Source organism: Caloranaerobacter longqiensis, from assembly GCF_050286925.1.
Lineage (GTDB): Bacteria > Bacillota > Clostridia > Tissierellales > Thermohalobacteraceae > Caloranaerobacter.
The window spans coordinates 52,545-66,313 of sequence record NZ_JBFWFX010000003.1 but is presented as its reverse complement, the minus strand read 5'-3'; the positions used below and the strand labels follow the sequence as shown (position 1 = coordinate 66,313).

Here is a 13,769-nt window from a genome sequence, read left to right as displayed (position 1 = left end):
GCTTGTATATACTTATAACTTTCTCTATTATTATATAATTTCTAACTTTCGTGTCAAGTATGTAAAATATTTTAACCCTTTGTGTGTTTAAAAAGGGCTTGTATGTCAATTTACATACAAACCCTTTATTCACTATTCTAAATTAGCTACACATTTTGCACAAATTGTTGGATGTTCTGAACTTTCACCAACTGTCTCACTAAATGTCCAGCATCTCTCACATTTCTGCCCTGGTGCCTGCTCAACTACTACTTTAATATCATTATTTTCTCCTATAGTATAGTCTCTATCAATTTCATTATCTTCATTTACTTCTACCTTTGAAACAATCAAAATCTCTGGTAATTTTTCTTCTATACTCTTTAAGAAGTCGTAATCTTCACCTTTTGCATAAATCTTAACTAAAGCATTTAATGAATGTCCTATTATTTTCTGGCTTCTTGCTATTTCTAATGCTTTTGTTATATCCTCTCTATAGGAAATAATCCTACTCCATTTGCTTTCTATAGCTTCATTATAATATTCGGCTTTTGGCTCAGGCCAATCAGTTAAATGTACACTAATAGCATCTTCACCCTTAACAAACTGCCATATTTCTTCAGCTGTAAAAGGTATTATTGGTGCAATCATCTTAACTAATGCTTTAAGAATTATATCAATTGTAGTTTGAGCAGCTCTTCTTGATTTTGAATCACTTCTTAATGTATATAATCTATCTTTTAATACGTCCAAATAGAAACTACTCATATCTACAACACAGAAATTATGAATTGCATGATAAATCACATGGAAATCATAACTATCATAAGCCTTTGTAACTTTTTCAATCAATCTATTTAGTTTTATTAAAGCCCATTTATCCATTTCTAAAAGTTCATCATAGCTTACTGCATCTTTTTCTGGTTCAAAGTCATATAGATTGCCTAAAATAAATCTTGCTGTATTTCTAATCTTTCTGTAAACCTCAGACATCTGCTTAAGTATTTCATTTGACATTCTTACATCTGACTTATAATCTGAAGATGACACCCATAATCTTAATATATCTGCTCCATATTTATTTATTACTTCTAATGGGTCAACACCATTTCCTAATGATTTAGACATCTTCCTACCTTCACCATCCACTATCATACCATGAGTTATAACACTTTTATATGGTGAAGTCCCTTTAGTAGCTATAGCTGTTAAAAGTGATGACTGGAACCAACCTCTATATTGGTCATTCCCCTCTAAATATAAATCTGCTGGATATGTTAATTCTTCATATTCTTCAATAACAGATTTATGGCTAGAACCAGAATCAAACCATACATCCATTATGTCCATTTCTTTTTTGAATTTAGTACAGCCACATTCGCATTTTGTATTTTCTGGAAGTAATTCATTTGCTTCCATCTCATACCAAGCATTAGAGCCTTTTTCTCTAAAAATTGAAGAAACCTTTGCTATAGTCTTTTCATTTATTAACTCTTTACCACATTCTTCACAGTAGAAGATAGGTATTGGTACACCCCAAATTCTCTGTCTTGAGATACACCAATCATTTCTATCCTTAATCATATTAATAATTCTCTCTTCACCCCAACCAGGTATCCATTCAACTTTCTTAGCAGCCTCAATCGCTTCATCTTTGAATGCATCGACTGAAGCAAACCATTGTTCAGTAGCTCTAAATATAACTGGGCCTTTACATCTCCAACAATGTGGATAAGAGTGAGTGATATCATTTTTAGCGATTAAGTGTCCACTCTCTTCTAAGTCATTAAGTATTACCTTATTTGCTTTTGCATAATATAAACCTTCATATTTCCCTGCTTTATTAGTAAAATGTCCTTTATCATCTACAGGATTCAATACATCTAAATTATATTTTTGTCCAATCAAGAAGTCTTCTTGACCATGTCCTGGTGCTGTATGAACACATCCAGTACCAGCATCTAATGTTACATGATCACCTAATATAACAACCGACTCTCTTTCAATAAACGGATGCTTTGTTTTCATATATTCTAACATTTTACCGCTAAAATTAGCTAATACCTCATATTCCTCAATACCTATTTCTTTCATCACATTTTCAATCAATTCCTTAGCTATAACATAAACTTCATTATTAACTTTTACAAGAGAATATTCAAATTCTGGCCCAACAGAAATAGCCAAGTTAGCAGGTAAAGTCCATGGAGTTGTAGTCCAAATTACAAAATATACATTTTCTAAATTATCTACATAGTCTTTAAATAAACCTTTATCATCTATAAGCTCAAATTTTACATAAATAGATGGTGATACTTTATCTTTGTATTCTATTTCAGCTTCCGCTAAAGCAGTTTCGCAACTTGGACACCAATATACAGGTTTTAACCCTTTATATATATATCCTTTTTTAGCCATCTCACCGAATATTTCTATCTGATGAGCTTCATATTCAGGTTTTAAAGTTAAATACGGATTATCCCAATCACCTGTTACACCCAATCGTTTAAATTGTTCTTTTTGTTTTTCTACTTGACTTAATGCATAATCTCTACACTTATTTCTAAATTCAACTGGTGAAACTTCTTTCACGCTTAAACCTAATTCTTTTATCGCTTTTAATTCAATAGGTAAACCATGAGTATCCCAACCTGGAATATATGGTGCATAGAATCCTCTTAACGTTTTATATCTAACTATTATATCTTTAAGAATCTTATTTAAGGTATGGCCAAGATGTATATCTCCATTTGCATAAGGTGGACCATCATGTAAAATGAAGCTCTTATTACCTTTATTCTTTTCAAGACCTTTATTGTAAATATCTTGTTCATACCATTTATTTAAAATATCAGGCTCTCTTTTTGGCAAATTAGCTCTCATTGGAAATTCTGTTTTTGGTAAATTCAATGTTTTACTGTAATCCATCCTGACACCTCCTGTATATTTTCGAATTATTTTAACTAAGATGCGTCGTCGTTTATACAAAACAAAAAACTTCATCCCAATGGGACGAAGTTACTCCGCGTTACCACCCAAATTACCATATAAATGGTCTCTCATTTAAATAACGGATTACCGGAACCCCCTACTTAATTCGAAGGTCAACTCCAGGGTGATTTTCGTTAAAGCAGGATTACTAGCTTCCACCAACCGCTAGCTCTCTTGAAATCCCACAATAACTACTCTCCCTTTCATAGTCTTTATCTATATTAAATTTTAAAAATATTATATATTATTAACTAAAATTCGTCAATATCAACGATTATTTTTCGCTATTTTTCATCAAATTCGTTTAAAAACATATCTACTGTTTCTAATTGTGAACTTAAAAAAGTCTTAAACCTAGTTTTAAAAATTAATAACTCTTTCTTAATCTCTTCATATTTTTTCTGTATTTTAACAACTTCGTTATGTGCATCTTCAATAATCTTTCTTGCATTTTCTTCTGCTTCTTTTATAATAAGCTCTGCTTCTTTTTTAGCGTTATGACTAACCTCTTCAGCAGTATTTTGAGCTACAACTAGTGTGTTCTGTAATGTTTTTTCAATATTCCTGTAATGTTCAAGTCTCTCATTTAATGCAGAGATTTTATCTTTAAGCTCAATATTCTCTTTGTAAAGTTTTTCATAATCGGCAGCAACTTCATCTAAAAAACTAACAACTTCCGTTTCCTTATATCCCATAATACTTTTACTAAATTCTTTGTTTTGAATATCTAAAGGTGTTAACATAAACCATGCCTCCACTAAACATAAATTTTTATAGTTAATTTATGCCTTCCTTTTCTTGTTTTTCCCGAATTCTTATAAATCAAAAACCTACCCTTACCTTTTACAGAAATTATATCAGTCTCATCAACTAAACGAAATGGCTGTCTTATTGGTTCCCAATTAACTTTGACTCTATTTTGATTGAAATACATTAAACACTTTGACCTTGAAATATCGTATACTGCACTAATAACATTATCTGCTCTTAATGAACTTACAGTAACACTTTTTTCAATGTATTCAATCACGCCTTGTTTTATTTCATTTAAGCTTATCTCCTCAACGTATACATTTTGATTACCAACTTTATTCAAGTGTAGTTTAATAAAATCTAAAATATCCTTATGTAATACAATTTGCACATAATCATCATGTAAATATATATCACCAATTTTTTCTCTTTTAATCCCTAATCCCAATATAGAACCTAAATAATCTCTATGGTTTAATTTTTTCTTAAAGTTGCCAGTTATCTTAATTGAACCAATCGGATTTTCAATATCTTCCTTAGTTAAATAAAACGGATACATTATAATAGATTTTCTTTCAGCCTCTTTAAGTCCACCCTCTTCAAAATAATTTAAATCAGAGAACCTATTAAGTATTGAATAACATAATCTTCTTTGATAGGGATCTAAAAAGTCAGTGTATACAATTTCATGATTTTTTAATACTTTTTCAATCTTATCTAAAATTTTCCTCATGACTATTATTTGCTCTGGATCTCTAATATATTCTAAATATTTTGCTTTGTTTAAAAACATAACATCACCCATTTAGTTATAAACTAATTCTTAAAATATAAGAAATTAAATCTAAGAATAAAAATGCTAACAATGGAGAAAAATCTATCATACCTGTATTAATACCTAATTTATTTATTAAATTTCTAAAGGGGATTAAAATAGGTTCTGTAATTTGATAAATAAAATTAAACAGCGGATTACTCAAATCTCTAATTATATAAGACATAAAAACTCTTACTAAAATCAATGTTTCTATTAAGTTTATAAATATACCTATAGACCTTTCTAAAACCCACACATTCAACACCTCTTTTAACTATTTCTGCCATGGAAATATCCCTTTATTTTTCAATTGTTCTTTTATATCTCCGTTAATCTCTACATTATTAGGAGCTAAAATAAATATATCTTTTGCAACTTTCTGAATGATTCCTTCTAAAGCATAAATAGCTCCATTTAAAAAATCAAAGATTTGCCTCTTACTATCACTATCCATATGTTCTAAATTAATAACAACTGTTTTTCTATTTTTTATATCCTCAACAATCTTAGGTGCATCTTCATATTTTTTTGGTTCATGAATCGTTAATTTCATAGATAAATTTGTATGGATACTTACAATTCTATTGTTAACGCGCTTCTTAACTGGTAAATCTTCTTCAACAAACGGATCTATCGGTGGCTCGTCTACTACATCTTCCTCAAAATCATCTAAACCGATTATATATTTAAACTTATTAATAATTTTATTACTTTTATTTGACATTATAATAATACCTCCTAATAATTTCTTCCTCCAAAAATTCCTGTACCTATTCTCACCATATTAGAACCTTCTTCAATCGCAATTTTATAATCATTAGTCATTCCCATTGATAGATATTTCATCTCCACATTTGGATATCCTCTTTTTTCTATTTCTACAGAAAGCTCTTTTAACTGTCTAAAAACATATCTGACTTCTTCCGGATTTTCTGCATAAGGAGCTATTGTCATAAGACCTTTTATTTTTATTTTAGGATATTTTATAATTTCTTCAACAAAAGGAATAACTGCATCACCATAAAGTCCATACTTCGATTTTTCTTCTGCTATATTAACTTGAATAAGAGCATTTACAAAAACATTATGCTGCTCTGCTCTTTTTTGTAGCTCTTGTGCTAAAGATAACCTATCTAGTGAATGAATTAAATCTATCTTATCAATAATATATTTAACTTTATTTGTTTGTAAATGTCCTATCATATGCCATATGGGTCTACCTTTAATTGAATCATACTTTCTCAAAATTTCCTGAACTCTACTTTCACCTATATTGTTGATTCCTAACTTTATTGCTTCATTTATCACATCAACATCTATTGTCTTAGTAACAGCAATTAATGTTATATCCTCTAAACTTCTACCAGTTTTTAACGCCGCTTCTTCAATGTTTTTATATACTTCTTCCAAGTTCGCTTTTATATTAACTATTTTAATCCCCTCCCTTTAATCTATAATCTGTCCTTCTTTAACTTTCTTACCATTAACAAATACTTCATCAAAAATAGAAATTGTATACCTTTTTTCATAATTTCCATCAATATTTATTTCAATCTTTCCTCTATCACCAATTTTAATTTTACTTCCTGTATCTACAATTACATATTTCTCATTCTGTCCTATTATTTTCACAGGTCTAAATTTTACGATACCACTTATATCTTTAATGTATACGCCGTCTATCCCGTCTTTTTTTATTACCGCACTTTTAGGTATTTTTAGTCCATAGTAAGTATCAGTAATTATCTCAACATCAACATACCTTTCATTATAGAATTTATATAGATAACTATCAAATTCAAATATTACTATATTTCCATTATTGCCTTTATTTACTTTATAAACTTTACCTTTTATTTTTTCATTTTTTTCTATAAACTTTATATATACATCTTTTCCTTCATTCAATCTATCTATACTACTCTCAGACGTTAGTTTTACTACAAGATACCATTTATAGTTGTCAATTATTTTAAAAATTGGTTCACCTAAAGTAACTTCCAAATCGTTATTAATTTTATGTATATTCCTTTCTATAATCCTAAACTTATCAGGAGTAAAATTCGATAAACTCTTTAAGCTATATACTTCTTCCAAACCGTCAATAGTATAACTTACTAAACCGCAATTTTTTGAATAATAATTTGCTTTTGCATTTTTCAATCTGTTTTGTAAATTTTTACGCATTTCATACAGTTTGTCTAAATCATTAGCTATTAACGAATTGTTACCAAACAAATCTGAACGCTTATCTAAATCTAATTTTAAATCTTCTGCTACTTGATTTACTTTAACAAAGTTACCTTCTAAAATGCTTTTTCTCAAAATATCTATTTTCTCATCTATAAAAATCTTATTCTTTTCTATATCATTCGAAAATATCTCCTGTGTTTTAATCTTATTGCTTAACTCTTCAATCCTTTTATTTATAACATTCAACTCTTCTGCTATTTTATGATTCTTATCTGATGCTACTACTTGTCCTATCAAAGTCCCTAATCCAACCTTTTCGCCTTCATTTTTAGCAAAAATTATTTTACCATTAGTTGTCGCTCTATATACAACTTCATTTTTAAAAATAATTCCTTTAGCCTTTTCAAAAACATCAATACTACCTTCTTCAACTATTACTGTAGCTGCATTTGTTACACAAAACGTTGGTAACATTCTTAATGATAAATAAATTATTACTATTATTACCAAACCAATTCTAAACTTTTTTCGTCTTCTTCTTTTTTGTTTTCTTTTATCTTTAGTCATAATATCACCACACCAATTTATATTATATTTCTTCATATCTTAAGATTTTCCTTCATCATTTTAACAATAAGCGTTATTTACATACAAATACAACTAAAGACCTATTTCTGTTTATAAGTCAAGTATATCATAATTCTTACATCAACTTTACAAACTTTTAAAAAATATGTATAATATATATTGCTCTCGGGATGTAGCGCAGCTTGGTTAGCGCACAAGTCTGGGGGACTTGGGGTCGCTGGTTCGAATCCAGTCATCCCGACCATTCTCGCACAAAATAACTGGGAAGGTAAAACCTTCCCAGAACTTGTTGCCAAAACATTTATTTTTATAAATATGTGTTCATCAACACTTTAGCACCTAAATATAAAAAGCAGGCTAACAGCTATTAGCTGTTAGCCAAAGTACCATTAAGTACCATTATATTATGATACAGATTAGCCCTCCACTACCTTCGTTTACGATACGCTGAAGAGTTTTCTGAATTTTAATTCTCACATCATCAGGCATCATATTAAGCTTGCTCTGGAGTTGCTCTTTTACTAAGTCATGTAGTGTTTTGCCAAACATATTTGATTCCCAAATTTTTGAAGGATCATTTTCAAACTCATCTAATAAATATTTTAGTAATTCTTCACTCTGCTTCTCTGTTCCAATAATTGGTGATACTTCAGTTGTTATATCCGCTCTAATCAAATGTAAACTTGGGGCATTTGCACGCAATTTAACTCCAAATCTATTACCTTGCCTAAAGATTTCAGGTTCATATAATTCTAATTCTTCAAGGCTAGGAGGTACTAATCCGTATCCTTTCTCTCTTACATCTTTTAATGCACTTTCTATTTTGTCATATTCTTTCTTAGATTTAGCAAGTTTAGAAATTAATCCTAATAACTGATGTTCTCCAACTATTTTATAGCCTGTTATTTCACTTATTACATCATATAATAAATTATTTTCAACATCCATTTTAATATTAGCTATTCCCTCACCTAATTTAATCTCAGTTATAGTTGCATTTTCAATAGCTTCACAATCTGTAAATTTATCTAATGTATTTGTAATATCCCTAATTCGATATAATTCTGTTACAGTTTCCTTAATTGAATTGAATATATTTTCACGTATCCAATGTTTATTAGATAATCCTTCAACCCAACTAGGCAGATTGATATTAATCTCTCTTATTGGGAATTCTAGCAATACTTTTTCAAGAATATTATTAATATCCTCTATAGACATATTTAAACAATCTACTGCAATTACTGGTGTCTGATATTTTTCCTCTAAACTTTCTCTGAGTGCTATTGTACTATCTAAATCTGGATGCCTTGAATTGAGTAATATTACAAAAGGTTTACCAAGTTCTTTTAATTCACTAATAACTCTTTCTTCAGCCTTAATATAATTAGACCTTTCAATGTCTGTTATAGAAGCATCAGTAGTTATAACTAATCCAATAGTAGAATGATCAGTTATAACTTTTCTAGTCCCTATTTCAGCAGCTTCTTCAAATGGTATCTCTTTTTCAAACCATGGTGTAGTAACCATTCTAGGCATATTATTCTCTTCATGTCCTAAAGCCCCTTTTACTATATATCCTACGCAATCTACCATTCTGACTCTGAATTTAACATTATCTTTCAATGTTAACTCAACAGCTTCACTTGGAACAAATTTAGGTTCAGTTGTCATTATAGTTCTACCAGCACCGCTTTGTGGTAATTCATCATTAGCTCTCTCTTTTCTGTATGTATTATCTATATTTGGTATAACTAGTAATTCCATAAACTTTTTAATAAATGTTGATTTACCTGTTCTAACAGGACCTACAACTCCAATATATATATCTCCATCCGTTCTTTCAGCAATATCCTTGTATATATCGAAATTCTTCATCCACTTTCCCCCCTTTATATAATATATTGAAGAATCTCCATTTTTAGTATAATTTCCCTCTCAGAAAAATATAAATTTGGACTCAGTTCTTAACATTATATATATATGAAAAGATTAAAATAATATGACATGCTAACAAAAAAAAGACATCCTTTCGATGTCCTCACCAATTAAATCCAGTTTCATGTACAATTTCTTCCATTTCATGTTTCTTATCTCTCATCATTAAATTAAAAACAGAATATCTAACATCTTTTCCTTCATAAAGAACTCCATAAATCTCTTCAGTTATCGGCATTTTTACATTATATTTTCTAGCTAATTCATATGCCGCTTTAGTCGTCTTTACTCCCTCTACAACCATTCCTACAGATTTAATTGCTTCTTCTAAACTAGCTCCCTGTCCAATCTTAATGCCTGCTCGCCTATTTCTACTATGAAGACTAGTACACGTAACTATCAAATCACCTATTCCTGAAAGGCCAGCGAATGTATTTTTATTTGCTCCCATTTTTTCACCTAAACGTGAAATTTCAATAATCCCTCTGTTCATAAGTGCGGCTTTAGTATTGTCTCCATATCCTAATCCATCTGATATACCCGCTCCTAAAGCTATTACATTTTTCAATGCTCCACCAAGTTCAACACCTATTACATCTGGATTTGTATAAACTCTAAACCTAGGAGTCATAAATACTTCTTGAATATATTCTGCAGTTTTTTTGTTTATAGATGCAGCTACTACTGCTGTCGGTATATTTTTAGAAACCTCTTCAGCATGCGAAGGGCCTGAAATAACAGTATACTCAACAGTTGGCAACTCTTGTTTCACAATTTCTGAAATTCTAAGCAAAGTATCTGTTTCTATTCCTTTTGCTACATTAACTAAAATAGGTTGCTCTTTCAATTGCCTTTTGAATTTCCTAATCGTTTCTCTAATGGCATGTGATGGTACAGCTAATAAGATTATATTTTTTCTATAAACAGCTTCTTCTATATCATTAGTAACATTAATATTATCTGACAACTTAACATTAGGCAAATACTTTTTATTTTCTCTAGCTTCTTTCATATAATTACATTGCTTAACATCTCTTACCCATAAGTCAACCTGATAACCTTTATTGGCAAGTAGTAAAGCTAAAGCCGTACCCCAACTTCCTCCCCCTAAAATACCAATAGTTGTTTCCATTGCTATTCCTCCTCATTTAAACCCTTTCGCCTATTTTCCTCTCTTGTCCTTTTAATAATCGTGATATATTTTCTTTATGTCTGTAAATAGCCATAGCAGACAGTATTAGTGTAAAAATTAAGAAGTCTAAACTAAAAGGTCTATTTAAAAACAATCCTATAATAGGTAATAAAGCCATTGTTATTACTGAACCTAATGAAACATATTTCGACTTAATAACAATAATCAAACCTATAGCTACACATATAAATGTTATCTTATAATTAACAACTAACATTACACCAATAGTCGATGCTATACCTTTCCCACCTCTGAAATTTAACAAGACTGGCCAATTATGTCCTACAACTACACTAATGCCTGAAAGAAGCATGCCTGTTTCTCCTAAAATCATTTTACCTAAAATTACTGCTATTACTGCTTTTAATAGATCAAACAAAAACGTTATAGCTGCTATCTTTGCACCAAAAACTCTCAAAGCATTTGTAGCACCTGCATTCCCACTCCCATAATTTCTAATGTCTTTATTTTCCAATGTTTTCCCTATTAAATATGCTGCATTTATATTCCCTATTAAATAACTCAATAATAGTATTAATAAAATTTTATACATCTAATCCCCCTTTTCTTTAAATTCTAATTGAATAGGTGTTCCCTCAAAACCAAAGGTCTGCCTTATTTGATTTTCTAAGTATCTTTGATAAGAAAAATGCATCAGCTCTATGTCATTAATAAAAATAACGAATTTCGGAGGCTTTATTCCTACTTGAGTACCATAGTATATTTTTAGTCTTCTCCCCTTGTCTGATGGTGGCTGGTTCATAAGTACTGCTTCACCAATGATATCATTTAATACACCTGTACTAATTCTCATAGAATGATTGTTAGAAACTTTCTTTATTAAATCAATTATTCTATTAACTCTTTGTCCTGTTTTTGCTGAAATAAACAATATTGGAGCATAAGGCATAAATGATAATCGTTCCCTAATTTCCTTTTCATACCTTAAATAAGTTTTATCATCTTTTTCAACAAGATCCCATTTATTCATGATAATAATAGTAGCTTTTCCTTTTTCATGAGCATATCCTGCAATTTTAGCATCTTGCTCAGTAACAGATTCTAATGAATCTATAACTAATAAACAAACGTCTGCTCTTTCAATCGCTGTTAATGCTCTAATTACACTATATCTTTCTATATTTTCGTTGATTTTCTTTCTTCTTCTGATACCTGCCGTATCTATAAAAACAAACTTATCTTCTCCGACTTGGAATGGTGTATCTATTGCATCTCTAGTTGTCCCAGGTATATCACTTACTATAACTCTCTCTTCTCCTAAAATTTTATTTATCAAAGATGATTTTCCTGCATTCGGTTTTCCTATTACTGCAACTTTAATTACACCTTCTTCATACTCTGTATCTTTATCCTCAGGAAAATTCTCAATTACTGCATCTAACAAATCTCCTATTCCTAATCCCTGTGAAGCTGATATCGCTATAGGATCGCCTAATCCTAATTCATAGAATTCATAAATCGTATCTGGAGTCATAGGTGTATCAATTTTATTGCAAACTAATAATATCTTTTTCTTAGATTTTCTTAACATATTAGCTACTTCTCTATCAGTAGATGTTAATCCCTCTATTCCATCTACAACAAACAAAATAACGTCTGCAGTATCAATTGCTATTTGTGCCTGTCTTCTCATTTGTGATAAAATAATATCCTCAGTATCAGGCTCAATTCCTCCCGTATCAATCAAAGTAAAATACTTGTTTAACCATTCAGCTTCAGCATAAATTCTATCTCTAGTAACTCCAGGCTTATCTTCTACAATTGCTATCCTTCTACCTGCTATCCTATTAAAAAGAGTAGATTTTCCTACATTTGGTCTACCTACAATAGCTACAACTGGTCTTGCCATATACATCACCTCGCATATTTTTTGTAGAAATCTACAAACTCGTATCCATCAACATCTAAAACAATTACTTTTACATTTAATCTTTCTTCCACTTCTTCTACAGTAATATCATCTAAGAAAATATCTTCATCACGTTTCAACATAGATTTTGGAATTATTAGTCCGTCCCCTAAATCTTTTCCAGTAAGTTGTCCAATTAAATCACTTCCAGTTATAAGCCCTGATACAGTTATTGTTTCTCCAAAGAAATTATTAATTATAGGCTTAACTTGTAATTTAAGACCTCTAAATTTACTCATAACTAAATTAGCAACATCTTTCATAAAAGGATAAGCTAACATACCTGTTGCTATAGTAAATTTTTTATTTAATTGCATATCTTTATCTATTTGAATCAGAGCTTTATGCACTTCTTCATAAAATAATCTCATCAATCCTACACCATTCTCTAACTGTGGAAACCCCTCATATTCATCAAACAAAGGTATTTCCTTTTCTGCAAGAACATAAAATTCATCAGCAGCAAAAACAAATCTTGATCCTAATTCTTTTAGATATTTATTTTGTTTCTTATCAATAAAATCTAATAACTTTTCAGCTGTATCTTTATTATACGTTTCTAATTTAAAAAGTCCATCTCTATATTTTGTAACACCTACAGGTACAATTGCAACACTTTTAACATTTGGATACAAAACAGCTAAGTCTTCCAACGTCTTATCTAAATATATACCATCATTAATTCCTGGACATAAGACAATCTGACAATTCATTTCTATATTTGCTTTACTAAATCTTTGTAGTATATCGTATATTTTACCAGCATTTTTGTTGTTTAACATTTTTACCCTTAATTCAGGGTCAGTAGTATGAACAGAAATATTTATTGGACTTAACTTATAGAATATAATCCTATCAATCTCTTCTTCTGACAAATTTGTAAGCGTAATAAAATTACCCTGTAAAAAGGATAATCTCGAATCATCATCCTTAAAATATAGAGTATCTCTCATCCCTTTAGGCAATTGGTCTATAAAGCAAAATATACACTTGTTTCTACAACTCTTAGCTTTATCAATTAAAGGATTTGTAAATATTATACCAATATCCTCATTGATATCTTTTTCAATTTCTAATTCCCATATCTCTCCATTTTGCTTTTGTATGGTCATTTCAACATAATCGTCAGAAATCTGATATTTGTAATCTAAAATATCCATTATTGGATATCCGTTTACAGATATTAATACATCTCCACTTTCAATTCCTAATTCTTCTGCAATACTACCACTTTCAATTGCTTCGATAATATTTGTATGTTTATCCGTATTTTTTACTTCCATAATATCCCCTCTATAATAACCTATTATTAGTACTAGGTATTAATATTATATCATACCTACATCATTTTTGCTTATATCATGTCATCAATTAATTATATATAATCA

General features: G+C 29.8%; 12 protein-coding genes, 1 tRNA gene and 1 other annotated feature. Of the genes, 1 reads left to right on the top strand and 12 read right to left on the bottom strand.

Annotated features, from left to right (window positions below):
- Positions 1 to 132 precede the first annotated feature (132 nt).
- The 7 genes from ileS to AB4Y15_RS03665 form a co-directional block, all read right to left on the bottom strand.
- A complete protein-coding gene (gene ileS / locus AB4Y15_RS03695; protein ID WP_427338529.1) occupies positions 133 to 2,907 on the bottom strand; it encodes an isoleucine--tRNA ligase in 2,775 nt (924 codons plus the stop codon).
- A 77-nt stretch (positions 2,908 to 2,984) separates the two neighbouring features.
- Positions 2,985 to 3,186 (bottom strand) — a binding site (T-box leader).
- A 68-nt stretch (positions 3,187 to 3,254) separates the two neighbouring features.
- Positions 3,255 to 3,713, bottom strand: a complete 459-nt coding sequence (locus tag AB4Y15_RS03690) for a DivIVA domain-containing protein (RefSeq protein WP_427338528.1) — start codon at positions 3,711 to 3,713, stop codon at positions 3,255 to 3,257.
- Positions 3,714 to 3,727: 14 nt separating this feature from the next.
- Positions 3,728 to 4,516, bottom strand: coding sequence for a YlmH family RNA-binding protein (locus tag AB4Y15_RS03685; protein WP_427338527.1), 789 nt, complete (start codon positions 4,514 to 4,516; stop codon positions 3,728 to 3,730).
- A gap of 16 nt (positions 4,517 to 4,532) precedes the next feature.
- On the bottom strand, positions 4,533 to 4,796 hold the full coding sequence (locus tag AB4Y15_RS03680) for a YggT family protein (protein WP_427338526.1): 264 nt from the start codon (positions 4,794 to 4,796) through the stop codon (positions 4,533 to 4,535).
- Between the two features lie 18 nt (positions 4,797 to 4,814).
- Complete coding sequence (locus AB4Y15_RS03675) at positions 4,815 to 5,264, bottom strand: cell division protein SepF (RefSeq protein WP_427338525.1); 450 nt, start codon at positions 5,262 to 5,264, stop codon at positions 4,815 to 4,817.
- A 14-nt stretch (positions 5,265 to 5,278) separates the two neighbouring features.
- The gene (locus AB4Y15_RS03670) at positions 5,279 to 5,962 is read right to left on the bottom strand and encodes a YggS family pyridoxal phosphate-dependent enzyme (protein WP_427338761.1); all 684 of its coding nucleotides are present in this window, start codon (positions 5,960 to 5,962) and stop codon (positions 5,279 to 5,281) included.
- Between the two features lie 24 nt (positions 5,963 to 5,986).
- A complete protein-coding gene (locus AB4Y15_RS03665) occupies positions 5,987 to 7,336 on the bottom strand; it encodes a biotin/lipoyl attachment domain-containing protein (protein ID WP_427338523.1) in 1,350 nt (449 codons plus the stop codon).
- A gap of 151 nt (positions 7,337 to 7,487) precedes the next feature.
- On the opposite strand from AB4Y15_RS03665, the gene AB4Y15_RS03660 reads away from it, so the two are divergent.
- Positions 7,488 to 7,565, top strand: a tRNA-Pro gene (locus tag AB4Y15_RS03660).
- Between the two features lie 155 nt (positions 7,566 to 7,720).
- On the opposite strand, the gene spoIVA is transcribed toward AB4Y15_RS03660, so the two are convergent.
- The 5 genes from spoIVA to AB4Y15_RS03635 all read right to left on the bottom strand — a co-directional run bounded on the left by spoIVA (position 7,721) and on the right by AB4Y15_RS03635 (position 13,664).
- Complete coding sequence (gene spoIVA / locus AB4Y15_RS03655) at positions 7,721 to 9,199, bottom strand: stage IV sporulation protein A (protein WP_427338522.1); 1,479 nt, start codon at positions 9,197 to 9,199, stop codon at positions 7,721 to 7,723.
- A gap of 163 nt (positions 9,200 to 9,362) precedes the next feature.
- Entirely contained in the window at positions 9,363 to 10,391 is a 1,029-nt protein-coding gene (locus AB4Y15_RS03650) for an NAD(P)H-dependent glycerol-3-phosphate dehydrogenase (protein WP_427338521.1), read from the bottom strand.
- 16 nt (positions 10,392 to 10,407) lie between these two features.
- Positions 10,408 to 11,004 carry a glycerol-3-phosphate 1-O-acyltransferase PlsY gene (plsY, locus tag AB4Y15_RS03645; protein WP_427338520.1) on the bottom strand — a complete coding sequence of 199 codons (597 nt, stop codon included), beginning with the start codon at positions 11,002 to 11,004 and terminating at the stop codon, positions 10,408 to 10,410.
- A complete protein-coding gene (der, locus tag AB4Y15_RS03640) occupies positions 11,005 to 12,321 on the bottom strand; it encodes a ribosome biogenesis GTPase Der (RefSeq protein WP_427338519.1) in 1,317 nt (438 codons plus the stop codon).
- 5 nt (positions 12,322 to 12,326) lie between these two features.
- Positions 12,327 to 13,664 (bottom strand): DUF512 domain-containing protein, encoded by a 1,338-nt coding sequence (locus AB4Y15_RS03635; protein ID WP_427338518.1) that lies wholly within the window; start codon positions 13,662 to 13,664, stop codon positions 12,327 to 12,329.
- Between the last annotated feature and the right edge of the window lie 105 nt (positions 13,665 to 13,769).